Source organism: Aquimarina rhabdastrellae (genome assembly GCA_947387485.1).
Lineage (GTDB): Bacteria > Bacteroidota > Bacteroidia > Flavobacteriales > Flavobacteriaceae > Aquimarina.
The window spans coordinates 397,800-420,969 of record CANDNT010000001.1 but is presented as its reverse complement, the minus strand read 5'-3'; the positions used below and the strand labels follow the sequence as shown (position 1 = coordinate 420,969).

At 31.4% G+C, this 23,170-nt stretch carries 24 protein-coding genes; 13 read left to right on the top strand and 11 right to left on the bottom strand.

The genetic code is table 11. The features are described 5' to 3' along the window. Positions 1 to 2: 2 nt before the first annotated feature. Genes hisB through hisIE form a run of 5 tightly spaced genes read left to right on the top strand, consistent with a single transcriptional unit; the run spans position 3 to position 3,878 of the window. Positions 3 to 1,142 carry a bifunctional histidinol-phosphatase/imidazoleglycerol-phosphate dehydratase HisB gene (gene hisB / locus ACYEKI_RS01905; protein WP_459209459.1) on the top strand — a complete coding sequence of 380 codons (1,140 nt, stop codon included), beginning with the start codon at positions 3 to 5 and terminating at the stop codon, positions 1,140 to 1,142. Then, the gene (gene hisH, locus ACYEKI_RS01900) at positions 1,142 to 1,723 is read left to right on the top strand and encodes an imidazole glycerol phosphate synthase subunit HisH (RefSeq protein WP_459209458.1); all 582 of its coding nucleotides are present in this window, start codon (positions 1,142 to 1,144) and stop codon (positions 1,721 to 1,723) included. Before hisB ends, hisH begins: the two co-directional genes overlap by 1 nt. 44 nt (positions 1,724 to 1,767) lie before the next feature. Continuing rightward, positions 1,768 to 2,496, top strand: coding sequence for a 1-(5-phosphoribosyl)-5-[(5-phosphoribosylamino)methylideneamino]imidazole-4-carboxamide isomerase (hisA, locus tag ACYEKI_RS01895; RefSeq protein ID WP_459209457.1), 729 nt, complete (start codon positions 1,768 to 1,770; stop codon positions 2,494 to 2,496). 3 nt (positions 2,497 to 2,499) lie between these two features. Next, entirely contained in the window at positions 2,500 to 3,258 is a 759-nt protein-coding gene (gene hisF, locus ACYEKI_RS01890; RefSeq protein ID WP_459209456.1) for an imidazole glycerol phosphate synthase subunit HisF, read from the top strand. An 11-nt stretch (positions 3,259 to 3,269) separates the two neighbouring features. After that, complete coding sequence (gene hisIE, locus ACYEKI_RS01885; RefSeq protein ID WP_459209455.1) at positions 3,270 to 3,878, top strand: bifunctional phosphoribosyl-AMP cyclohydrolase/phosphoribosyl-ATP diphosphatase HisIE; 609 nt, start codon at positions 3,270 to 3,272, stop codon at positions 3,876 to 3,878. 16 nt (positions 3,879 to 3,894) lie between these two features. On the opposite strand, the gene ACYEKI_RS01880 is transcribed toward hisIE, so the two are convergent. Then, a complete protein-coding gene (locus ACYEKI_RS01880; protein WP_459209454.1) occupies positions 3,895 to 4,770 on the bottom strand; it encodes a helix-turn-helix domain-containing protein in 876 nt (291 codons plus the stop codon). A gap of 119 nt (positions 4,771 to 4,889) precedes the next feature. On the opposite strand from ACYEKI_RS01880, the gene ACYEKI_RS01875 reads away from it, so the two are divergent. Then, positions 4,890 to 5,258: a DUF983 domain-containing protein gene (locus tag ACYEKI_RS01875; RefSeq protein WP_459209453.1), complete on the top strand. Its 369-nt coding sequence runs from the start codon at positions 4,890 to 4,892 to the stop codon at positions 5,256 to 5,258. A 606-nt stretch (positions 5,259 to 5,864) separates the two neighbouring features. On the opposite strand, the gene ACYEKI_RS01870 is transcribed toward ACYEKI_RS01875, so the two are convergent. The 4 genes from ACYEKI_RS01870 to ACYEKI_RS01855 form a co-directional block, all read right to left on the bottom strand. Next, positions 5,865 to 6,095 (bottom strand): hypothetical protein, encoded by a 231-nt coding sequence (locus tag ACYEKI_RS01870; RefSeq protein WP_459209452.1) that lies wholly within the window; start codon positions 6,093 to 6,095, stop codon positions 5,865 to 5,867. A 68-nt stretch (positions 6,096 to 6,163) separates the two neighbouring features. Continuing rightward, positions 6,164 to 6,928 carry a TIGR02757 family protein gene (locus ACYEKI_RS01865; protein ID WP_459209982.1) on the bottom strand — a complete coding sequence of 255 codons (765 nt, stop codon included), beginning with the start codon at positions 6,926 to 6,928 and terminating at the stop codon, positions 6,164 to 6,166. Between the two features lie 22 nt (positions 6,929 to 6,950). Continuing rightward, positions 6,951 to 7,613 (bottom strand): ABC transporter ATP-binding protein, encoded by a 663-nt coding sequence (locus ACYEKI_RS01860; RefSeq protein WP_459209451.1) that lies wholly within the window; start codon positions 7,611 to 7,613, stop codon positions 6,951 to 6,953. 73 nt (positions 7,614 to 7,686) lie between these two features. After that, positions 7,687 to 10,128, bottom strand: a complete 2,442-nt coding sequence (locus tag ACYEKI_RS01855; RefSeq protein WP_459209450.1) for a DUF5916 domain-containing protein — start codon at positions 10,126 to 10,128, stop codon at positions 7,687 to 7,689. Between the two features lie 115 nt (positions 10,129 to 10,243). On the opposite strand from ACYEKI_RS01855, the gene msrA reads away from it, so the two are divergent. The 5 genes from msrA to ACYEKI_RS01830 all read left to right on the top strand — a co-directional run bounded on the left by msrA (position 10,244) and on the right by ACYEKI_RS01830 (position 14,083). Next, the gene (msrA, locus tag ACYEKI_RS01850) at positions 10,244 to 10,786 is read left to right on the top strand and encodes a peptide-methionine (S)-S-oxide reductase MsrA (RefSeq protein ID WP_459209449.1); all 543 of its coding nucleotides are present in this window, start codon (positions 10,244 to 10,246) and stop codon (positions 10,784 to 10,786) included. Between the two features lie 9 nt (positions 10,787 to 10,795). Further along, complete coding sequence (folE, locus tag ACYEKI_RS01845) at positions 10,796 to 11,392, top strand: GTP cyclohydrolase I FolE (protein ID WP_459209448.1); 597 nt, start codon at positions 10,796 to 10,798, stop codon at positions 11,390 to 11,392. A 72-nt stretch (positions 11,393 to 11,464) separates the two neighbouring features. Beyond that, entirely contained in the window at positions 11,465 to 11,758 is a 294-nt protein-coding gene (locus tag ACYEKI_RS01840; RefSeq protein ID WP_459209447.1) for a hypothetical protein, read from the top strand. A 33-nt stretch (positions 11,759 to 11,791) separates the two neighbouring features. Beyond that, entirely contained in the window at positions 11,792 to 12,328 is a 537-nt protein-coding gene (locus ACYEKI_RS01835; protein WP_459209446.1) for a helix-turn-helix domain-containing protein, read from the top strand. 87 nt (positions 12,329 to 12,415) lie between these two features. After that, a complete protein-coding gene (locus ACYEKI_RS01830; RefSeq protein WP_459209445.1) occupies positions 12,416 to 14,083 on the top strand; it encodes a serine hydrolase domain-containing protein in 1,668 nt (555 codons plus the stop codon). Position 14,084: 1 nt separating this feature from the next. Here ACYEKI_RS01830 and ACYEKI_RS01825 read toward each other — a convergent pair whose 3' ends face one another. The 3 genes from ACYEKI_RS01825 to ACYEKI_RS01815 form a co-directional block, all read right to left on the bottom strand. Further along, positions 14,085 to 14,597: a DUF6787 family protein gene (locus ACYEKI_RS01825; protein WP_459209444.1), complete on the bottom strand. Its 513-nt coding sequence runs from the start codon at positions 14,595 to 14,597 to the stop codon at positions 14,085 to 14,087. Between the two features lie 191 nt (positions 14,598 to 14,788). Continuing rightward, entirely contained in the window at positions 14,789 to 15,199 is a 411-nt protein-coding gene (locus tag ACYEKI_RS01820; protein ID WP_459209443.1) for a DUF6146 family protein, read from the bottom strand. Between the two features lie 89 nt (positions 15,200 to 15,288). Then, positions 15,289 to 15,930: a DUF937 domain-containing protein gene (locus tag ACYEKI_RS01815; RefSeq protein ID WP_459209442.1), complete on the bottom strand. Its 642-nt coding sequence runs from the start codon at positions 15,928 to 15,930 to the stop codon at positions 15,289 to 15,291. A 207-nt stretch (positions 15,931 to 16,137) separates the two neighbouring features. Here ACYEKI_RS01815 and ACYEKI_RS01810 point away from each other — a divergent pair, with 207 nt between their 5' ends. Beyond that, complete coding sequence (locus ACYEKI_RS01810) at positions 16,138 to 17,004, top strand: alpha/beta hydrolase family protein (protein ID WP_459209441.1); 867 nt, start codon at positions 16,138 to 16,140, stop codon at positions 17,002 to 17,004. Between the two features lie 69 nt (positions 17,005 to 17,073). After that, positions 17,074 to 19,116, top strand: coding sequence for a polyphosphate kinase 1 (gene ppk1, locus ACYEKI_RS01805; protein WP_459209440.1), 2,043 nt, complete (start codon positions 17,074 to 17,076; stop codon positions 19,114 to 19,116). 9 nt (positions 19,117 to 19,125) lie between these two features. Here the strand turns inward: ppk1 and ACYEKI_RS01800 are convergent, their stop codons facing one another. The 3 genes from ACYEKI_RS01800 to ACYEKI_RS01790 form a co-directional block, all read right to left on the bottom strand. Next, entirely contained in the window at positions 19,126 to 20,397 is a 1,272-nt protein-coding gene (locus tag ACYEKI_RS01800; RefSeq protein WP_459209439.1) for an MFS transporter, read from the bottom strand. 159 nt (positions 20,398 to 20,556) lie between these two features. Then, on the bottom strand, positions 20,557 to 21,789 hold the full coding sequence (locus tag ACYEKI_RS01795; RefSeq protein WP_459209438.1) for an OmpP1/FadL family transporter: 1,233 nt from the start codon (positions 21,787 to 21,789) through the stop codon (positions 20,557 to 20,559). Further along, positions 21,782 to 23,086 carry a DUF4270 family protein gene (locus tag ACYEKI_RS01790; protein ID WP_459209437.1) on the bottom strand — a complete coding sequence of 435 codons (1,305 nt, stop codon included), beginning with the start codon at positions 23,084 to 23,086 and terminating at the stop codon, positions 21,782 to 21,784. The genes ACYEKI_RS01795 and ACYEKI_RS01790 overlap by 8 nt, the downstream gene beginning before the upstream one ends. Between the last annotated feature and the right edge of the window lie 84 nt (positions 23,087 to 23,170).

Here is a 23,170-nt window from a genome sequence, read left to right as displayed (position 1 = left end):
TTATGAAAAAGAAAAAAGTATTATTTATAGACAGAGATGGAACAATCATTAAAGAGACTGCAGATGAGCAAATTGATGCATTCGAAAAAATGATTTTTTATCCTAAAGCATTTACGTATTTAGGAAAAATAGCCAAAGAATTAGATTATGAATTGGTTATGATTACTAATCAAGACGGTTTAGGAACGGCAGGATTTCCAGAAGATACTTTTTGGCCAGTACATAATTTTATCATGAAATCATTTGAAAATGAAGGCGTAGTTTTTGACAAAGTTTTTATTGATCGCACTTATCCACATCAAAATGCAAATACTAGAAAACCTGGAACAGGCTTACTTACCGAGTATTTTTCTGAGGCTTATGACTTATCAAAATCTTTTGTGATAGGAGATCGATTAACCGATATAGAATTGGCAAAAAATCTAGGCGCCAAAGGTGTTTTTATAAATGATAATACCAATCTAGGAACAAATGAGATTACAACAACGAGAGCTGCATTAGATGATTATATAGGGTTAGAAAGTAACGATTGGCAAAAAATATATGAGTACTTAAAATTAAATGATAGAGTAGCAGAAACAGTAAGAACTACAAACGAGACAGATATCTATATACGATTAAACTTAGATGGTGTAGGTAAAAGTAAGATAGAAACAGGAATTGCTTTTTTTGATCATATGCTAGATCAAATTGCAAGACACGGACAAATGGATCTTGATATTATCGTAAAAGGAGATCTAGAAGTAGATGAACACCATACCATAGAAGATACTGCAATCGCTCTGGGTGAAGTATTTGCAAATGCTTTAGGTAATAAATTAGGCATAGAGCGTTATGGATTTTGTTTACCAATGGATGATTGTTTAGCACAAGTAGCTATAGATTTTGGAGGAAGAAACTGGTTGGTATGGGATGCAGATTTTAAAAGAGAGATGATAGGAAAAATGCCTACAGAAATGTTTTACCACTTCTTTAAATCCTTTACAGATGGGGCTAAAGCTAATTTAAATATCAAGGCAGAAGGTATAAATGAACACCATAAGATAGAAGCTATTTTTAAGGCTTTCGCCAAAGCTATCAAAGCTGCTGTAAAACGAGATACTGATAAAATGATCTTACCATCAACCAAAGGAGTTTTATAATGAAAATAGTTATTATAGATTATGGAGCTGGGAATATCCAAAGTATAAAATTTGCAATCAAACGATTAGGATTTACAGCAGAGCTTAGTAATGATCCAGAAGTAATAAAAGCAGCAGATAAAGTTATATTTCCAGGAGTAGGCGAAGCTAGTAGTGCTATGCAAAAACTAAAAGCAACAGGATTACATAAAATAGTACCAGAGCTTAAACAACCGGTATTAGGGATTTGTCTAGGTATGCAATTAATGTGTAATTATACAGCCGAAGGTGATACCGATGGATTAGGAATATTTGATGTATCTGTAAAACGATTTACAAATACAGTTAAAGTACCTCAAATTGGATGGAATACGATAGAAAAGTTAGACTCAGTATTGTTTAAAGATATTAAAGAACAAGAATATGTTTATTTAGTACACAGTTATTATGCACCTATACATGAAACCACTGTAGCAAGAAGTTATTATGAATTAGAATATTCTACAGCACTACAAAAAGATAATTTTTATGGAACTCAATTTCATCCAGAGAAAAGTAGTACTGTAGGAGCTCAAATTCTAAATAATTTTTTATCACTTTAAATAGATTAAAACAATATTCAGTTTAGTCACAAAGATTACAAAACATGAGAATAATACCAGCAATAGATATTATCGACGGAAAATGTGTACGTCTTTCTAAAGGAGATTACAATACTAAAAAAGTATATAACGAAAACCCTCTAGAAGTAGCCAAAGCATTTGAAGCACACGGTATAGAAAACCTACACTTGGTTGATTTAGATGGAGCAAAATCGAGTCATATAGTCAATTATAAAATACTAGAGCAGATAGCTACCAAAACTAATTTGAGTATAGATTTTGGAGGAGGATTAAAAACAGATGAAGATCTCTATATAGCTTTTGAAAGTGGAGCAAAACAAATTACAGGAGGAAGCATAGCAGTTAAAAATCCAGAAGTATTTCAAAGTTGGATTCATAAATACGGAGCAGCAAAGATTATTCTGGGAGCAGATGCTGATAAAGAAAAAATTGCGATAAATGGTTGGCAAGAAGCGTCTGATCATGAATTAATCCCATTTATACAAGAATACAAAACAAAAGGAATTGCATACGTGATTTGTACAGATATAAGTAAGGATGGTATGTTACAAGGACCAGCTTTTGATTTATATAAAAGAATTTTAGCAAGTATAGCAGACCTAAAGTTAATCGCTTCGGGCGGAATTTCAAGTTTTGATGAATTACCTCGTTTAGCAGAAATAGGATGTGAAGGAGTTATTATAGGAAAGGCAATTTATGAAAACCGTATTTCATTAAAACAATTAGAGCAATTTATCCTAGAAATCAATTAAAAGATGATTACAAAACGAATAATCCCTTGCCTAGATATCAAAAACGGAAGAACAGTTAAAGGAGTCAACTTTGTTGCGCTAAGAGATGCTGGAGATCCTGTAGAATTGGCAGCATTATATGCAAAGACAGGAGCAGACGAATTAGTTTTTTTAGATATATCAGCAACCGAAGAGCGAAGAAAGACGTTAGCCGATTTGGTATTGAGAGTTGCAGAAAAAGTAAATATACCATTTACGGTAGGAGGAGGTATTTCTTCTATAGAAGATGTAGCGATATTACTGCAAAATGGTGCAGATAAGGTATCTATTAACTCCTCTGCAGTAAAAAGACCAGTACTAATAAATGAATTGGTAGCAAAGTTCGGGAGTCAATGTATTACAGTAGCTATAGATGCAAAACAAATTGATGGTCAATGGAAAGTTCATCTAGTAGGAGGTAAAGTAGCTACCGATTTGGATTTATTTGATTGGGCAAAAGAGGTTGAAGAAAGAGGTGCAGGCGAAATTTTATTTACATCAATGGATCATGATGGAACCAAGAATGGTTTTGCAAACAAAGCTTTAGCACAATTAACCAGAACAGTAAATATACCAATCATAGCCTCTGGAGGAGCAGGAAACATTACACATTTCGCCGATACCTTCAAAGAAGGTAACGCCGATGCCGCACTAGCGGCCAGCGTATTTCACTTTAAAGAGATTGAAATACCAGTTTTAAAAAATGAATTGCAAAAACAAGGAATCGCAATGCGATTAGTTTAAAAAGAAAACAAATGAACATTGACTTTAATAAAAATAGTGATGGATTAGTACCCGCTATTATTCAAGATGCACGAACCTTAAATGTATTAATGTTGGGATATATGAATCTTGAGGCATATGAGAAAACACTAGCGACTAAAAAAGTAACATTCTATAGTCGCAGTAAGCAGCGATTATGGACCAAAGGAGAAGAAAGTGGTAATTATTTGAACTTGGTGACAATAGAAAATGATTGTGATCAAGATACCTTACTAATCAAAGTAAATCCAGTAGGACCTACATGTCATACAGGAACAGATACCTGTTGGGGAAAACAGAATACAAAGGAATATGGATTTGTTTCTCAACTTGAAACAGTTATAGCAGATAGAAAAGCACAATTTGAAAATAAAGAAGAGACGACTAGTTATGTAGCTTCTCTTTTTAATAAAGGAATAAATAAAATAGCTCAAAAAGTAGGAGAAGAGGCTGTAGAAGTTGTTATTGAGGCTAAAGATGATAATGAAGAATTATTTTTAAATGAAAGTGCAGATTTACTATTTCATTATTTGATTTTATTACAAGCAAAAGGATATCGTTTTAATGATGTTATTAAAGTATTAGAAGAAAGGCATAAATAGTATTAGGTAAAATAAGCTATTGATATTTACGTAAAAACTGAGAAGGAGTTTCATTACACTTATTTTTAAAAATTCTAGAAAAATAAGCATAATCATCATATCCTAATTTTGAGGCGATGATAGCAAAGGATTCTTTAGAGTGAATTAATAAGCGTTTGGCTTCAAGAATAACCCTATCGGTAATTAACTCAGTAGTAGTTTTATTAAGAACAGCTTTAGTAATTCGGTTAAGGTGATTGGTGCTCATATGCATCCATTCTGCATATTGATGAGGTGATTTTTCTTGGATAAAATGAGTATCTATTAATAGCTCTAACTCTTGTACTTTTAGTGCATAATGACTAGATGTCGAAGTTTGATTTTGTTCCTGTTGTAAATAGTGTCTAGATATTTCGATGTAAATCAAATCAATTAAACTACAGATTTTATTCTGCTTTAATAGTTGATCTGTACGATATTCATTAAGTATACATTTAAAGAAAGGAATAATGCCTTCAAAAACTTCAGATGAAAAATGAATCAATGGTGCATTTTGAGAAGAATAGTAAAAAGGATAGTTGGTTACACTGCGTTGTGTATAAGTTAGATCATAAAATGATTGTGTATGAAAAAAAATATAACCATCAATGTCCTCAGATAATTCCCAATTGTGCATTTGACCAGGTTTAAGCATAAAAACAGTTCCGGGTTTAATCTCATAGCGGTTAAAGTCAATTTCGTGTATACCAGATCCTTGTGTAAAAATCACTGTTAAGAAAAAGTCATGTTTATGAGGAACACATATTTTTTTTTGATTTTTTAGATAATGACTTTTAAAATCATTTGCATAAAAATGAGCACTATTAGTAAATCCTTTAAACTGATTGATATTGAGTATAGGAAATGTATTCATTGATTATTAGATTAGGAATGTGTAAGATATTAAAATGTTTGATTTCTCCAAATGATTGCTTGCTTAATTCAATAGAAAAGGTACGTTATTGACGTAAATTTGCACCAAAATAATAAGATATGATTTCTAGATTGTTGAGCCTGTTGAGTGGAAAATGTCCAAATTGTGAAAAAGAAAAAGTATTTATTAAAGGAGGAAATATATTTAAACTTCAGACTCCCAAGATGCATAGTAAATGTAAAAATTGTGGACATTCTTTTGAAAGAGAACCAGGGTATTTTATTGGCGCTATGTATGTGAGTTATGGATTAACTGTTGCAGAATCAATTGGAATCTTTTTGATAGTACAATTTTTTGTTAGCAGTATACCATATCTTATAGGAATCCTGATACTATCTGCAATTCTATTGAGCTCGATTAATTATCAATACTCTAGATTAATATGGATGTACTTATTTACTAAAAAAAATCAAGAACAAACAGTTTAGTTTACTTTTAAGAATGCAGTGTATAAGATCAAGAGAAACTATTGTTTTTTATATATGAAGAGTAATAAATGATGAGTTTTGAATAAACAAATCTGCATTTAAAAATTGTTATTCATTCTTCAACATTTACAGATGGGCCTATCGGAAGTATAGCGTAAAATTTGCAATGAGAGAAGCGTAGAAAACTTTGGACTGTTTGAGCGATAGCGAGTTTGTCTTAAGTTTAGCTTCCGAATAATAAATTTAGCTATGGTTTCGTAAGCCTAGACTTTTTTGATTCTTTTTTGGGCGATGCAAAAAAGAATAGACCTAAATAATAAAAAAAGCTAAATGAGAATTAATTGCTGTATATGGCAATAAATAAGTGTTTGAGTAAAAAATCACATTTAAAAATCGATATTTGTTATTCACGAAGGTAATTTTATCCTGATAAAAAGTATTTAAAAGAGAGGTTATAAAGACCTCTCTTTTTTTAGAAATAAAGCTATCATATCACGATCATCAAGATAGCACTTACCAGGTAGATATCCTCTCTTGAACTAAACGTAGCACAGTAAAGTTTGATTAACAAGAGTATTAGAATAATTTGATCGTATATAAAAATCATTATTTCTTAAAAACGACCATTTGTTTGGTCTGGGTTTGAGTAGTAGTATGATTAATGCCTAAAAAACCTTTTTGTTCTTTTATTTGTAATGTAATATGTTCGATACGGTCATAACTCCAACCATCATCGGCATATTGATTAATTAAGTTTTCTAATTGTTGAGCGATATAGTTGGTATTTCCACTTTTTTGATGGAGCGTAGCAATAAATGGGATTACTTTGTAGATCATGAGGTATTTATTTACCTTAAAAATATTAAGGAATACCTATATGATTTTACGGTTTTCCGTAAAATGGATTAAAATTTTTCAAAAACACCCAATCCAAATAAGGCAAAATCATATTTAACAGGATCAGATGCATCAAATTTACGTAACTGAGTATCTAATTCGAGTAAAGCTTTGGCATCGTTTTGTTTACGTTTTAAAATGCCTAACTTACGAGCAACATTACCAGAATGTACGTCAAGCGGACATGATAATTGTGCGGGAGAAAGCGTTTTCCAAATCCCTAAATCAACACCTGCATTTGCATCTCTAATCATCCATCTAAAGAACATATTAATGCGTTTTGCAGCTGAGTTTTTATGAGGATCACTTATATGTTTTGTTGTGCGATCAGGATGAGGTAAAGAAAAGAACGCTTGTTTAAAATCATGAATAGCATTTTGTAAAAAAGCTTCGCTTGCATAAGGGGTAAAAAAAGACTCTAAATCTGTGTGTAACGTATAAAGATATCGTAATGCAGTAATAAAATAGGAGAGATCAATACCATTAAATGTGCGATGAACAAAACTTTGTAATTCATCTAATTGTTCTGGCGTATGCTCCATAACAAAATCATGAGGTGTTTGCCCCATTAGATCCATTAACTTATGTGCATTTTTAAGAATACTCTTTCTGTTTCCCCAAGCGATAGTTGCAGTTAAAAAACCAGCAATTTCAATGTCTTGTTTATGAGTAAAGAGATGTGGAATTTGTATAGGATCTGTCTCTATAAAATTAGGAGATTCGTATAACAGAGCTTTTTCATCGAGAAAGATTTTAAGTTCCTTCTTTGTCAATTTTTTTGCCATGAGAATAAACTTAAGAGATTATTGTACCATCAACCATGACTAGTTTTCGGTCGGCCATATTAGCTAATTCATTATTATGAGTAACAATGACAAAAGTCTGACCAAATTGGTCTCTTAAATCAAAAAAGAGTTTATGTAAATTACTAGCAGCCTCACTATCTAAATTACCAGAAGGTTCGTCTGCAAAAATAACCTTAGGATTATTAATTAAAGCCCTAGCAACAGCAACACGTTGCTGCTCTCCACCAGATAATGCATTAGGTTTATGGTGATACCTATGAGAAAGCCCAAGAAAGTCCAATAATTCTTTTGCTCTTTTTTCTGCAGCATTTTTAGAGGTCTTTTTTATAAAAGCAGGAAGACAAACATTTTCTAATGCAGTAAACTCGGGTAGTAGTTGATGAAATTGAAAAATAAAACCAAGTTCTTCATTTCTAAACTTAGCCAATTGTTTTTGATTAAGTGTAGTGATAGTAGTATCATTAATTGATAACATACTATCACTAGACTCATCTATAAGATCAAGTGTACCTAGGATTTGCAATAAAGTAGTCTTACCAGCACCAGAAGCTCCAACAATAGAAACGATTTCACCTTTTTTTATGTGTAGGTCAACACCTTTTAAAACGTGTAAATCTCCGTAACTTTTATGGATTTGCTGTGCTTTTATCATAATGACTAACTTAAAGGCAGTGAAAATAATTAATAAATTATTAACGCCCAAGTAGTGTGATCAAAACTATAAATTATATGGTATTAATATCAAAGAAATAAACAACTCTTAACGATAAACTATGGCGTATAGATTGATCAAATAAAGTATCCAAACTTTCTTGATAATCGGCAGTAGATAGCTCATCTTCATTAAAGATTTGATTGCGATACAATAATGTGGCAGTACTACCAGGGGCAAACCTCCAACTAAAACTTAAATCCAGATTCCAAATATTAAAATTACGGTTAGGATCATTATCTGTGGTATCATAATTAATCGGACTTCTTGTACCATCGTCATTAAGTACAAAGAAAACGTTATCTGTATAATCTGCGGTACTCCAGAAATTTCTAAAACGTAAATTGATGGCTTTATAAGGATCAAAGTTATAATTAGCATTAAGAGAATTTTCTACAGTGGTAACATCACGTTGACCTAAGAAAACATCGGTATCATCATTATCTATATATCCAAAATTGCGTTTTCGTTGTGAAAATTCAGTATTCCAAATCAATAAGAAATTATCAGAGAAGCGATAACGTGGAGAAAGACGAACAAAATAATTCTCTTGTGGATCGTCAAACCAAGTTCTATAACCTATTCTAGCATCATAGGCAAATTTTCTTCTATAGTCTGAAGACACAAAAACATTACCACCATAATTACTACTATATGTTACAAACCTACCAGCTACTCTAGGTTCAAAATAGTTATCACTATCTGCATTATATTGTGTATTTAAACCAAATGAAAAACGACTAGGAGTCATAAAGAATGATTCTAAACGAATAGAATTATCGGTTTGTACACTAGGAGAATACAATCTACGATGCCTTAAAGTAAGACCAATTCTATAGGTGTTAAACCATTTTGTAGGTTCAAAAATTTGGTAAGAGCCACTAATTCTGAAATTATTAAAGTTATTTCTAAAGTTCACACCTAAATCATTAATATTATAGGTCTTATTGGATAAATCATGACCAAAACCATATCTAAAGTTTCCTTTAATACGATCAAAATCTATTTCTGAAGCAAAACCATTACTATTATCATCAACAGTATTAACATGACTCATAATAGTACGACCAGAAAAACGAAAAGAATTAGCTTTATTGGCTAAGTTCCAAACTAGAGCTGTAGCATTTGCATCTCTAAAATTACCTTCTCTAGTAACATTGGTGTTAATAACAGATACAGAAGAGTTTTTATTAAATTGTTGATCTACAACAAAAATGTTATAATTTGCTAATGGTTCAGTAACGATTTTTCTTTCAGTTCCTGTAATAGTATCTCTTATGGTCGCTTCGGTTTGTTCTGTAATAGCATTAAAAAAACCAATTCCTAAATTACCATTAGTTCTACCTGAAATTTTTAAAGCATTAAGTAAATTAACCTTATCAGGATTATCAATGATTTCTTCATTTTCAACTAAATCATCATCATTTGCACGTTGAGTTGGTGAATTACCAATACGTCTAGAGAAAAATAATCTCCCCTTATTAAAAAGTTCTGTTCCTTCTGTAAAGAATTGACGGTTTTCACCAAAAGTTTGTTCAAAAGGGCCTAAATTAAGACGAACTTCATCAAAAGCAGTTTGTCCAAAATCTGGAATTAATGTAGCATCTAATGTAAAACTATCACTTAAACCATATTTTACATCTAGACCTGCACTGAATTCGGTATCTGTTTCGCCTTCTTCATGAGTAGCAAGTCCTTGAGCATAGGGGAAAAAGGTAAGTCGAATAGGAGGGTTTATATTTTTAAGATTAGTAACTTGACCGTTATATTGTGTCATTTGACCTACAGAACGATCAATAAAATTCCATGAATAGGTTTGATTAAGTTTTAAAACTCGTCTGAAGAAATTGATTCCCCAGTTTTGTTCTTCGACTTCAGGAAAACGTAAAGCGTTATACGGAATTCTAAATTCTGCATACCATCCCTTATCATCTGTAGAAACTTTGGCATCAAAAACCACATTATAATTAAAGTCTTCGTTAAATTGATCTGCTCTAGCATCACCAATAGTACCAGCGCTAGTAACAAAAAAACGAGTTTCATTAACACCATCGTTATACGTATTTATAGAGATAGAAAAGAAATCTGTTTGCGCAAATATATTATCCCTTTGGGTGAACTGCCTAGCCATTTCAAGTGGTTTATCATCATAAAGATATGCAGCTACATAGATAGCTTTGTCATCATAGGCTAGTTTTACTTCGGTTTGATGTGTAGAAGGAACTTCTTGATCATTACCAGGACGCCACATAAAAAAATCACCATAGGCGGGTAAAGTTTGCCAAATAGTATCGTCTAATTTACCATCAATTTTTGGGGGTGTTTCAATACGTTCTGCTCTGATTTCTTTTTTAGATTGAGCAGTAACGAGTAAAGGGCTAAGAATAGCAATGCAATAGGTTAATTGCTTTAGGAGTTTAAAATGTGACACGGTTACTTTTAATTTTGTTTTCACTTACAAAACTAGGATTGTGATTTATATCATGATATTAATTAAAAGTTAAAAACAGATGGCTTATAAGTGTCAAATAGGGCTTATCTGATAAAAATATGATAATTTTAACATAATTATGGATGCTAAAAAAGAGATAGCCGTTGTGGCGGGAGGTTGCTTCTGGTGTACAGAAGCTGTTTTTCAAAGAGTAAAAGGAGTTGAAGAAGTTGTATCAGGATATACAGGTGGAAATATTAAGAATCCAGCCTATAGAGAGGTTACAACTCAACGTACAGGACATGCAGAATCAATTAAGATTACATTTGATCCTACTATTATTAGTTATAAAGAATTATTGGCAATATTTTTTACAACTCATGATCCTACAACACTTAACCAACAAGGTGCAGATAAAGGAACTCATTATAGAAGTGCCATTTTTTATACAAATGATGAACAAAAAGATATTGCACATCAGGTTATAGAGGAATTTACTGCAGCAAAAATATATGAAAACCCAATAGTGACAGAAGTGACGCCATTAGGACCTTTTTATGTAGCAGAAGATTATCATCAAGAATATTACAATCAAAATGCAGAACAAGGGTATTGTCAATTTGTAATTAATCCAAAATTGAATAAATTACGCACTATTTTTGCAGAACAACTTAAAAACTAAACCTATCTAATGGCTTATAAGCATTTTGATGAATATAGTATCGATGTAACCGATGCAATTAAAAATAAATTCAAATCAATTATAGATGATCTAGGAGAAGATACTGCTAGAGAAGGAATTGTAAAGACACCAGAGAGAGCAGCAAAGGCAATGCAATTTCTTACTCAGGGATATGATATGGATCCAGCGGAGATTTTAAAAGGTGCTATGTTTAAAGAAGATTATGACGATATGGTTATTGTAAAAGATATTGAGTTATATTCTTTATGTGAACATCATATGTTACCTTTTTTTGGGAAAGCCCATATCGCATATATTCCTAACGGACATATAGTAGGATTGAGTAAACTGCCTAGAATAGTAGATGTTTTTGCAAGAAGATTGCAGGTACAAGAACGATTGACTCATGATATTCTAGAGTGTATTAACTCGACATTAAAGCCTAAAGGAGTAGCTGTTGTGATAGAAGCATCTCATATGTGTATGATGATGAGAGGTGTACAAAAGCAAAACTCGGTAACGACAACTTCAGGTTTTAGAGGTCAATTTGAGAAGATTGAAACACGTACAGAATTCCTTAGATTAATTACATCTGATTTGTCATAACAAATTTTGGAATACTATTTGTTTTATTTATTGTAAATTATCTAACAAATACAAAAAAATAAAACAACATTAATGAGTAAAAAAAAATATCAAAAACTGGGATTAAGTATATTATTTGATGGTATAGGTATGCTATCGTATTTGATCCCAGGTATAGGTGAATTAACCGATATCGTTTGGGCTCCTATAGCAGGATTTCTTATGACTAGATTGTATAAGGGAAATGTAGGTAAAGCAGCAGGTGTATTTACTTTAATAGAAGAAGCTATTCCGGGCTTAGATATCATACCTTCCTTTACAATTATGTGGTTGTATACCTATGTTTTTCAGCAAGAAAAGGATAAGAAAATCATAGATATAGAATAAACTTTCAATACGATAGATAACTTATAGATACCAATGTCAAAACTAGCTTACTATAGGCAAAAATTGCATTTAACTCAGCAAGAACTAGCTAATAAATCAGGTATTTCCATAAGAACCATTCAACGAATTGAATCTGGAACAATACCTAAAGGGCATACGTTAATAGCTTTGCTTGAAGCTTTGGATATAAAAGAAGAAGAGTTCTTTGAGAAGAAGGAAGCACAAAAAAATCAAGAAATTGAATATTCAATTGTAAAATTGGTTAATACAACTACCTTATTAGGGATTCTTTTTCCACCGTTTAATATTGTCATCCCTCTAAGTATAATGTTTTTTAAAAAACAGTTTAATCCTTTAACAAAGCAATTAATATCTATCCAGATTTTATGGACGGTATTTTTTGTTATTATGTTTTTTGCAAGTATGATGTTTAATACTATTGGTAATGAATATGGATTACAAATTATAGGAACATTAATCGTGTTTAATGTCTTTATGGTTTTAAGAAATGCTATAGCGCTTAGTCAAAAAAATAGATTGCATATTAGACTGAATTTTAGTTTAATATAAAAATGACATAAACTTGACAGAAGATTGGCGGGTTGATTTTGATGTACTTTTTAAGACTAAGTAGACATTTGTCGTAAAAATAATACGATGATAAAATATAGCTTACTTAGTGTATTCCTTTTCACCATTTCGATGTTTGGACAACTTGATACCAAACAAGTAAATACAATTAATAATTTATTTAAAGAGTGGAATGTTCCTAATCACCCAGGAGGAACAATCGCAATAATGGAGAGCGGAAAACTTATGTATTCTAAGGCTTATGGGCTAGCTAATTTAGAATACAAAATTCCTAATACTACAACAACAATTTTTAATACAGGTTCTATAGCAAAGCAAGTTACTGCTATGGGAATTGTATTATTGCAAGAACAAGGTAAATTATCTTTTGATGACCCTGTTCAAAAATACATTCCAGAATTCCCTGATTTTAAAGATACCATAAGAATACATCATTTACTTTATCACACAAGTGGTTTAAGAGATGTACATGGATTATTGGCACTTGCTGGGTGGAGAAGAGAAGATGCAATAGCTAATAAAGATCTCAACACTATTCTCTATAAACAAAAGACACTCAATTTTAAACCTGGAAGTGAGTTTTTATACAGCAATACTGGCTATATGCTTTTGACTACCATAATAGAGAATATTACAGGAACAAAATTTAAACTTTGGATAAAAGATCAAGTATTAGATCCATTAGGAATGGAACAAACTTATGTAGAAGATCAATATGCTAATATAGTTTATAATAAAGCCACGTCTTATGAGGGTGAAGAAGCCTTTAAAACTGTAATTCCGTATTGGGGTTATGTGGGTTCGGGAAATTTGTATAGCACGACTGGAGATTTATTAAAATGGTTAGCTGGTTTTAATACCTCAGAAAAGCCTTGGAGTACTAGATTTAAAACACTTTTAAAAGCAACAAAACTTAATGATGGAACAGGGAGTAATTATACGTTAGGTATGCTTAAAGAAGAGCACTTAGGAAGAACAATGATTCAGCATGGAGGAGCTATAGGAGGATTTAGAGCTATTGTTAGAGCATATCCAGAAGAAGAGTTGAGTATCGTAATACTAACCAATTTTACAAAAAGCGATATTGTTTCTAAAACGAATGTGATATCAAAGTTAGTCTTAGGAGAAACAAAAACTACTGTGAAGAAAAATAAAACTTCAGCAAAAGAAATAAAAGAAAATATCAAATTAACATATAATGACTTAAATAAGTTTGAAGGGATTTATTGGAATCCTAAAGAGAAATATGGTCGTAAAATTTATATAAAAAATGACACTTTAATATATGGAAGAAATAAGAATAATGAAAGCTCACTATTACCCATTTCTAATGATAGTTTTAAAATGATGGGAGTAAAGGAGAAAGTAATTGTTCGATTTAAACTTATAAACGAAGTGTATAACATGATTGTAGCGTTACCTAATGAACCTTTAATTGAGTTTGTTTATCATGAAAGTATAACGCAAACAGATAAAGAAAATGTAATTGATTATACAGGAAGATATTATAGTGATGAGGTAGAAAACAGTTATACAATTGCCAAAGAAAATTCAGGTATATATTGCTATCATATACGACATGGAAAAATTAAATTAAAACAACTTCATAAAGATATTTTAATTGGGGAATGGCCTGTGAATACTATCGAAATAATAAGAAGTAAGAAAAATAAGGTTAAGGGATTACAAATCACTAATGGACGTGTTAGAAATCTATATTTTAAAAAGCTATAGCTTAAGAATCTTTAAAAAAACGAGCAAATCCCATTCTACTTAACATACGTTTCTCAAAAGCCCAGAAAAAATTGAATTGACCAAATAACCATCCAACTATTAATAATACAATCTGATATACAGGAAGTACGATTACAATTCTTAAAAACCAATAGAGAAAGCCATTTGTAGTGGCTTTTTCCATATGTACAAAATTCATAATTGGATCAGAAAGTCTAGCAGCAGTAGATCCAGTAATAGCAAAAACAATAAAGATCGCAATGAGTTCCCATCTGTAAGTTACTTGCCATTTATTCTCAAGTTTTTTAAAGAGCCACAATGTAATTAATAAAAAGGCATATGCTAGTATTAAAGAAACAAGAATGATTAAAGGAGTAGTATTTTCAAAATGAAAAAGTTTTAAAATCGGAGCGCTTAATAAATAACCTGACAAGAGTAATGAGAGTATCCCCAGTATAGGAAAAATGAGTTGCCAATTAGAAGTAATTTGCCATTGCTCTTTAAACTTTTTCATAGTGTTTAATTTTACTATAAAAATACAAAACAGCTAGGATTTTTACATGTTATTTGTCATGTTATTTAGGATGATTCTAATTAAAATGTATTTTTTGATTGAAAAAGTACCTTTAAGCTTGAAAAAATTAAAGAGACAATGATTATTAAATGAATAATGTATTTAATTAATATAAGTGAACAATAAGAAACTTATCTAAGCCTTTGACGGTAACGTTGTTCAAAATATATAAAGTAATTATACAAAAGATAATTAACCTCATACCCATAGCTTATATTAGAGTTATAGTTAATTTGCTGTATATATAAATTAGGATCATAACGTTGTGGTTGTAATACACGTTGATTGTAGTTTGTAGTATAAATGCGATTTCTTATTTCTAAGTAAGACAATCCATAATATCCACGTGGGGGTTGTGTTGCTAACCAAGCTTGAAAACCAGGTTCAATAATGATGACTTCGTATTCTAGACTATCATTAGCAATACGTAATGTATCTGTTGTTGTGGCTTGCTGATTTTCTGTAGTAGAGGTGAGTGTTTTTGTAGAAGAACAACTGTAAATAGAAAGCCCTAAGAGTACTATGTATAAAAGATGTTTCATGTGCCTGTGAAATAAGTCCTTAAAATACAAAAAGCTAAGGAAATATCCTTAGCTTAAATAATAAAATAATGTGAAATTATAAAGAGATATTAATTCTTAAAAAGCCCACCTAATAAACCACCTAGGCCTCCGCTTTTTTTGTTTCCGCTATTAAGTACCATTCCAGCAACATCATCAAGAATGCTTCCGTCACCATCTGCATCTAAGAATGATTCAATCAAAGACTGATTTTTTGAACCAGTTCCACCACCTAGCATTCCGCCTAACATATTAGATAAGCCAGAAGAATCACTTACATTGTTTTGTTGTGCTTGTTTTCCTAATAATCCCATGACAATAGGAGCAGCAACTTTTAAAATTTGACCTACAGAAGCCGCATCAATTCCAGACTTTTGGCTTAATGCATTTTCTACAGATGATTGTTTATTTCCTAATATATGACCTAAAATACCAGCACCATCATTAGTTACACTTTCTTCTACACCACCTTCAAATAAACCTCCTAAGTTGTCAAGAATACCACCGTTGTGTTTCCCACCAGATAAAGCACCTAATAAACCATTTGCTCCTTCTGGAGTAGAAGCATTACGTTGCATAGCACCCATTAATACAGGTAATGCCATATTTAATAAATTACCGGTTTTTTCAGTAGATTGTCCAGTTTGATTACTGATTCCACTGATTACTTGTTTTCCTAAATCACTATTTAAAAGTTCTAATATTCCTGACATGTTTTTGTTTTTTAAGGTTTATTTATAGTCTAAATTTAAGTTTTTTATTACTAAAATGAGTTGTATTTATTATCAATGTTTTAATCAAAAAAAGATAAAAAGTAATAATTATCGATAAAATGCATGATTTGCTGTAAAAACAAAGTAAAACTATATGATAAATAAATGTAATTTAGTAGTGAAAAATGATAGTAGAATTATAGTTTAATGAAAGGAATAAAAGAAGAACAGCTTCAGATAAAATGCGCAGATGGATATCAATTAGCCGCAAGTATATTTACACCAGAAAAAGAAATAATAGGAGCGATAATGTTGGCTCCTGCTACAGGTATTAAACGTAACTTTTATATTCCATTTGTACAACATTTAGCAACCTTAGGGTATGGCGTTATTACTTATGATAATAGAGGTATAGGAGAATCACTATATAAAGCACTAAAAAAATGTAAGGCTTCTCTTCAAGAATGGGGAGAGCAGGATATGCCTGCAGTTTTAGAGGAATTAAAACTAAGATTTCCTAATCAAAAATATCATCTAATAGGTCATAGTGCTGGAGGACAATTGATAGGTTTAATGCATAATGCTAATGAGTTGAGTTCTGCTTTTAATGTAGCGTTTTCTTCGGGAAGATTAGCTAATATGAATATGCCATTTAAGCTTCAAGCGTATTTTTTTATGGATGTTTTTATCCCTTTTAGTAATGCTTTGTTTGGTTATGCAAATAATCAATGGGTAGGAATGGGAGAACCTTTGCCTAAAAATGTAGCAAAACAATGGAGCTTATGGTGTAATGGACAAGGCTATGTGAAAACAGCCTTTAATAAAACAGTGACCAAACATCAATATGATGTTTTTGATAAGCCTATGTTATGCGTTAATGCTACAGATGATGATATAGCAGTTAATAAAAATGTAGAAGATATGTTGGCTGTATTTACCAAGGCTAAAGGAAAGATGCTAACACTTGATCCTAAAGAGGAACAAGTGAAAGAGATAGGTCATATGAAATTCTTTAGCCGTAAAAATGACAAATTATGGAAATTGGCAACAGATTGGATAGCAAATCATAATTAAGCCTTTGAAAAGAAAGAATTAACGAATAATTAATCAAAACCTTTAGTTTTTGTGTTAGTTTAGAAAATTATGAATACACTACTTCAAACCCCGAATAAAAATCCATTTGTTCATAGAGATATCGATTGGTTAAGTTTTAACGCAAGAGTTCTTCAAGAAGCAAAAGATTCTAATAATCCATTGCTTGAGCGCTTAAAGTTCTTAGCAATTTTTTCTTCAAACTTGGATGAGTTTTTTAAAGTGAGAGTATCTCAATTAAGGCAGGTAAAAAAAGTAGAAAAAGAATTACATAAAAAGCTAGCCTTAAAACCTAATAAAATTCTAAAACAGATTTTAGAAATCGTTAATAAACAACAACAAGAGTTTGGTGAGGTTTATAGTGATATTATTAAAGCATTAGCGAGTGAGGGAGTAAAACTTATAGAAGACAATGAGTTTACAGATGAGGTATTAAAAGAAATGAAGGCGCATTATGATACGTATCTAAATACAAGCATAATAGCTAAAACAAGAGACGAACTTACTACAAGTTTTTTTCAAGGCAATCAGATTTATACTGTAATAACATTTGAAAATTCAGATGAATTTGTTGTGATAACAATACCCGTTAGTGAACAGGGGAGATTTATAGAGTTTAATATAAAAAACGAGACTGTAATTGTTTTTATAGAAGATATTATTAATCGTAATGTTTCGGCACTTTTTAAGGATAAAATAATACAAGGATGTTATCAAATAAAATTATCTAGAGATGCAGAATTGTACTTAGACGATGAATATGAGGGGAATTGGGTAGACTTGATTTATGAATCACTTTCGCAACGAATGAAAGGACAACCTACACGTTTACTATTCGATCAACATATGCCTAAAGCTTTACAGAGAGAATTAAGAAAGTGTTTAGGTTTAGGAAAAGTTGATATGTTTCCTGGAGGGAAAAGACATAATTTTAGTGATTTTTTTTCTTTTCCGATTCCAGAAAAGAAAAAGCATCTTGTTAATGAGACAAAAATACAATTAAAGCATCATGTACTTAGTGAAGCAAAAAATATATTTGATTGTATAGAAGAAAAAGATCAGATCGTACATTTCCCATATCAATCTTTTGATAGTGTAGAACGTTTTGTAGAAGAAGCTGCTGTAGATCCTCAAGTAACCAGAATTAAAATATCATTATATCGTACTGCCAAAGAATCAAAATTAACCAATGCACTTCTTAAAGCTATTGAACAAGGAAAGAAAGTGACTATTTTTATTGAAGCTCAGGCGCGTTTTGATGAAGCCAATAATTTAAAATGGGGTAAAATATTTGAAGAAAAAGGAGCTAAGGTTTTATACAGTATTCGTCATATCAAAGTACATTCAAAGATACTTTTGATTAACAGAAAAGTAGCAAACGAAATCAAGAGGTATGCCTATATAGGAACAGGGAATTTTAATGCAAAAACAGCAAAATTATATTGTGATCATGGGCTGTTTACAGCTCATAAGGAGATTACAAAGGATCTATCACAAGTCTTTAAAGTAATAGAACGAAAACTGATCATACCTAAATTAAAACACCTTCTGGTTTCGCCTTTTTCAACACGTAGTGTGTTTGAAAACTTGATCAGGAAAGAGATTAAAAATGCAGAACAAGGATTGCCAGCAAAAATCATGGCAAAAATGAATAGTCTCGAAGATAAAAAGATGATTCAATTACTCTATGAAGCTAGTCAAAAAGGGGTAGAGATACGACTATTAGTAAGAGGGTTTTGTTGTTTGGTGACACAGGTAAAAGGATTAAGTGAAAATATTGTAGTAACAAGCGTAGTAGACCGATATTTAGAGCACGGTAGAATCTATATATTCCACAATAATGGAAATGAGAAAATGTATATAGGAAGCGCAGATTGGATGACACGTAATCTAGATAAACGAATAGAAGTACTTACACCAATTGTGGATAAAGAGATATTTAGTGAACTCAAAGCTATTCTTCAAATTCAGTTTAATGACAATGTTAAAGCACGATATATAGATGCCTCAGCTAGTAATGAATATGTACTTAATGAAGAAGGTAAAATTAGATCACAATATGCTATATATGATTATCTAGATGAAAATAATTGATTACTATAATTATTCAGTATCTTCTTGAGTAGCTTCTTTTAAATCTTTGCTTAAGTCTAGTTTTCTAAATGCAGGAGATAAAATACCTGTAATTAAAACTGTAATTAAAGTCATACTACCTCCAAAAACAACAGCAGTTACTGTACCCATGTATTTTGCAGTAATACCACTTTCAAAAGCACCTAACTCATTTGAAGAACCTACAAACATAGAGTTAACTGAGGCAACACGACCACGCATATGATCAGGAGTTTTGAGTTGTAAAATAGTTTGACGAATTACCATAGAAATCCCATCGGTAACACCACTTAGGAAAAGCATTAATACAGAAACCCAAAAAATACTAGATAATCCAAACCCTATGATACACAATCCAAACCCGAAAATAGTAGCTAAAAGTTTCATACCAGCATTTTTACTTACAGGAAAATAGGCTGTAGTAAACATAATGATAAAAGCACCCACAGCAGGAGCTGCTCTAAGAATACCAAACCCTTGAGATCCCACTTTTAAGATATCTTGCGCAAAAACAGGAAGTAAAGCAATAGCTCCACCAAATAAAACAGCAATCATATCAAGAGTTAATGCTCCTAATACTGCTTTGGTACTAAAAACAAAGCGTAAACCTTCTTTTAAACTTTTCATTACAGGTTCACCAATCTTTGGATTTAAGATAGGCTTTTTGGCAATTAAAGAAACTCCTATTAAAGCGATTAAAGCCCAACCAAATACAAAAAGCATAGACCAATGCACTCCAATCCAACCAATACAAAAACCTCCTAATGCAGGGCCTAATACAGCAGCCATTTGCCATGTAGAACTACTCCAAGTAGCAGCATTAGGATATGTTTTTTTAGGTACGATAAGAGCCAGTAAGGAAAAAATAGTAGGACCTGTAAAAGCTCTAACAATACCACCTATAAATACTAAGGCATAAATGCTATATAGAATAAATTTAGAAGGTAGGTCAGCAACAGCTTCAGGCCATGTAAGAATGAATAAACCAAAACTAATTACAGAAAAACCTAAGATGCATTTGATTAATAAATTTCGCTTTTCTTTTTGATCTACAATATGTCCAGCAAATAAAGCCAAGGATACGGCAGGAATGACTTCCATTAAACCAATTAATCCCAGAGATAGTGGATCTTTGGTAATACTATATACTTGCCATTCAATAACAATAAATTGCATAGTCCAAGCTAGAACCATAGCAAAACGTACTACTAAAAATATATTGAATTCTCGATAACGGAGCGCAGCATATGGATCATTTTTCATAAGAGAAAAGTAATTGTAGAATTAAAGCTGCAAAGATGCATAAAATACTAGACTTAGGATCAAAATAAACTATGATTTAACCTAATATTTAGAATAAAAAAATGCCGCATAATGTCCCAATAATTATGCGGCAATAGAAGAAAATATAGATAAATAGGTCTAATTAAACTTAGGTTTTATAAACCATAAGCCTTCTAGACTTAAATTTAAAGAAAGTAGGTGGTAGTTTTCTTGTATCAGTCCATTAGAAACCAAACCTTGTTGACCATAAGAATAAGAGATATTAAGCATAGAATTACGCTTTCGCTGAAAAGGTAAACCTAGACCAACATTAAAAGCATAATTTTTAATGCGCTGATCATGAATGGATAAATTTCCATTATCAAAATTAAATCCTGCTCTGTAACGTATTCTTTGCCAGTATTTAAGTCCTTCTTTTTGCGGAGTATATTCTAATCCTAATCCAAAAAACTCTTGATCAACATAAGTACCTACTCGATCACTTTGATTTGTAGTTTCCCAGAAATTGTATTTATAATCAAAATTAAAACTGTATTGCTCATTAAACTTATAATACAACCCGAAACCTAGTTCTAAAGGAAGTTTAAAGTCATCCAAATCATCTTCGATTTCTAGGGTAGAGCCATCACTTTGGAAAATGGTAGTATTTTGAGAACCACTTAAGGTTGTAGGTAATGTAACCGTACTCCCAAAAGATAGTTTTTTTGTAATGTCATATTGAAAACCAGCATTTAGTTTAATACCAGAATAAGTATTACTCTCATTAAGAGAGATAAGTTCACTACCAATAATGTTTGATTCAGTTTCTTTAATTTCCCCAAAAAGTACTGAACCACTAATTCCTAGTCTAAACTTGGGAAATAAAGCATAACCATAACTAACCTTAAAATCATTTAGCCCACCAGAACCAAATACATTAGTTGTAAAGGTATCTGTTGACCCCTCTATATTCGATTCAATATCCAAAATAGTATATCCTACATTGGTATACGGAATTAAGGATACACCTAGACCTGATTTTTTGTTGATAGGGAACGCAATGGCAATATTAGAAAAATTGGCGTTCAATCTAGGTTCATCGCCATTACTATCAACTAGGGTTTCTTTCTGTATTTTTACACCTACATCAAAGAAAAAAGAATATTTAGGAATAGAACTATATGAAGCTGGGTTAAGACTGTTGATTCCATCATTAGACGGAATTGCAATACCAGCATGACCTAATGCATTAGTTTTTCCTGTATTTAACTCATTAGTTAATCCTAATCCATATAAAGAATAAGGAGAACTAGATAAAGAGTTTAAGTTCTGTGCATAAGTATGAACGGCAAATACCAATAATAGGGATAATGAAAAAATATACTTATTCATCGTCATAAATCAAATAGGTTAATTCTAGTTTTATTTTTTCGTCATCTGGAGCAAGTTCTCCATTAAAGATGTAACGATCTACAGTAGTATTAAATCGAGCAGGATAAATGGCCAAAAACAAATCTTGAGAAGTGATATCCTCTAGTTTTTGAGTCAAAAATTCTTTGACAGAAATAGAATATATTTTTTCTCCAAATTCAGGACTGGTTTCGCTATTATCTTCTAATATTCCAAAAGCAGTTCCTGAGCTATCAAACAAGGGATTTAAAATTTCACCGTTTTGGTTCATGACAAAAACCTGTAGTGAATCACGAGTGTGTAATAACTCACTATCACTATTTTTTCTAAGTGTAATTTTGAGGTCAGCATCAATAATTAAGCCTTCTCCATTGATATCAGCAATACGTTCTATATATGGTATATCCACTTTGAGTGCAATACCGTTACCGGCTTGTGCATAAGCTGCATTATCAGTGAGACTACTGGGAATACTTATTTCTTCATCGGTTAAGGATTCAAAATATGTATTCTCTGGATCATTTGTAGTTTGATTAAACGTGTTATCAGTATTAATAGTAAAATCAATAGTAAACTCATCATCATCAGCTTCATTAGGAATAGTGTAGTATAGTCTAAGTAAACTTGAAGTGTTAAATCCTAAAATACAAGTATTTTCGTCTGTACCTTCAACCATAAAACCTTCATAGTCATCAAGAAATTCTTCGGTAGTTGTAATATCGTTATCTACAATTTTTGTTAATAGCTCACTACCAAAATTGTCATTGAGTTTAATACGTATTGAATCATTATCTCGTGGTTGCGGACGAAAATCATGACTACCTATAGGAGTAGGAAAGACTTCGAAATCGGTAGTATTATAATAACTAATTTCATCAGGTTTAATCGTTTGATTTACTTGATATACATTAAATCGTTGTGACGGAATTGTATCATTATAAAAATAATGATCATAATTGAGTATTAAAACAATAGAATCAAAAACAGCATCATTATTTATAAGATCCAACCTAGAAAAGTTAACAAGCTGCATAAAGCTTTTACTTTTTGTTTTTCCAAAAACGGGGTCATCATAATTACCTATTAGTAAACGATTAGCAGATGCAACATCTAAAGAGTCAAACTTAAAAGTTGAAACAGTTGTAGAAATAGTATCGATATGAAAGACTTGTGTTTCACTACTAATAAAGTCTTCTCCGATCTCTAAGGTTATATCCTGGTCTTGATTACAAGCAATTAAGGATAATATAGAAAACATTAAAAATGCATATCTCATCATAAAATCTAAATTTTTGATAAACATAAAAGGCTCTCAGACGTATAAAAAATGAATTAGATATGTAGCCGTATTTAAACTACAAAC

Excerpts from the sequence above, each read along its gene's own strand:
- msrA (WP_459209449.1), top strand. The coding sequence starts at position 10,244 with ATGGATGCTAAAAAAGAGATAGCCGTTGTGGCGGGAGGTTGCTTCTGG.
- hisA (WP_459209457.1), top strand. The coding sequence starts at position 1,768 with ATGAGAATAATACCAGCAATAGATATTATCGACGGAAAATGTGTACGT.
- ACYEKI_RS01830 (WP_459209445.1), top strand. The coding sequence starts at position 12,416 with ATGATAAAATATAGCTTACTTAGTGTATTCCTTTTCACCATTTCGATG.
- ACYEKI_RS01800 (WP_459209439.1), bottom strand. The coding sequence starts at position 20,397 with ATGAAAAATGATCCATATGCTGCGCTCCGTTATCGAGAATTCAATATA.
- ppk1 (WP_459209440.1), top strand. The coding sequence starts at position 17,074 with ATGAATACACTACTTCAAACCCCGAATAAAAATCCATTTGTTCATAGA.
- hisH (WP_459209458.1), top strand. The coding sequence starts at position 1,142 with ATGAAAATAGTTATTATAGATTATGGAGCTGGGAATATCCAAAGTATA.
- ACYEKI_RS01840 (WP_459209447.1), top strand. The coding sequence starts at position 11,465 with ATGAGTAAAAAAAAATATCAAAAACTGGGATTAAGTATATTATTTGAT.
- hisB (WP_459209459.1), top strand. The coding sequence starts at position 3 with ATGAAAAAGAAAAAAGTATTATTTATAGACAGAGATGGAACAATCATT.
- ACYEKI_RS01815 (WP_459209442.1), bottom strand. The coding sequence starts at position 15,930 with ATGTCAGGAATATTAGAACTTTTAAATAGTGATTTAGGAAAACAAGTA.
- hisIE (WP_459209455.1), top strand. The coding sequence starts at position 3,270 with ATGAACATTGACTTTAATAAAAATAGTGATGGATTAGTACCCGCTATT.
- ACYEKI_RS01790 (WP_459209437.1), bottom strand. The coding sequence starts at position 23,086 with ATGATGAGATATGCATTTTTAATGTTTTCTATATTATCCTTAATTGCT.
- ACYEKI_RS01875 (WP_459209453.1), top strand. The coding sequence starts at position 4,890 with ATGATTTCTAGATTGTTGAGCCTGTTGAGTGGAAAATGTCCAAATTGT.
- ACYEKI_RS01820 (WP_459209443.1), bottom strand. The coding sequence starts at position 15,199 with ATGAAACATCTTTTATACATAGTACTCTTAGGGCTTTCTATTTACAGT.
- ACYEKI_RS01795 (WP_459209438.1), bottom strand. The coding sequence starts at position 21,789 with ATGAATAAGTATATTTTTTCATTATCCCTATTATTGGTATTTGCCGTT.
- ACYEKI_RS01835 (WP_459209446.1), top strand. The coding sequence starts at position 11,792 with ATGTCAAAACTAGCTTACTATAGGCAAAAATTGCATTTAACTCAGCAA.
- ACYEKI_RS01860 (WP_459209451.1), bottom strand. The coding sequence starts at position 7,613 with ATGATAAAAGCACAGCAAATCCATAAAAGTTACGGAGATTTACACGTT.
- ACYEKI_RS01810 (WP_459209441.1), top strand. The coding sequence starts at position 16,138 with ATGAAAGGAATAAAAGAAGAACAGCTTCAGATAAAATGCGCAGATGGA.
- folE (WP_459209448.1), top strand. The coding sequence starts at position 10,796 with ATGGCTTATAAGCATTTTGATGAATATAGTATCGATGTAACCGATGCA.
- hisF (WP_459209456.1), top strand. The coding sequence starts at position 2,500 with ATGATTACAAAACGAATAATCCCTTGCCTAGATATCAAAAACGGAAGA.
- ACYEKI_RS01825 (WP_459209444.1), bottom strand. The coding sequence starts at position 14,597 with ATGAAAAAGTTTAAAGAGCAATGGCAAATTACTTCTAATTGGCAACTC.
- ACYEKI_RS01880 (WP_459209454.1), bottom strand. The coding sequence starts at position 4,770 with ATGAATACATTTCCTATACTCAATATCAATCAGTTTAAAGGATTTACT.
- ACYEKI_RS01870 (WP_459209452.1), bottom strand. The coding sequence starts at position 6,095 with ATGATCTACAAAGTAATCCCATTTATTGCTACGCTCCATCAAAAAAGT.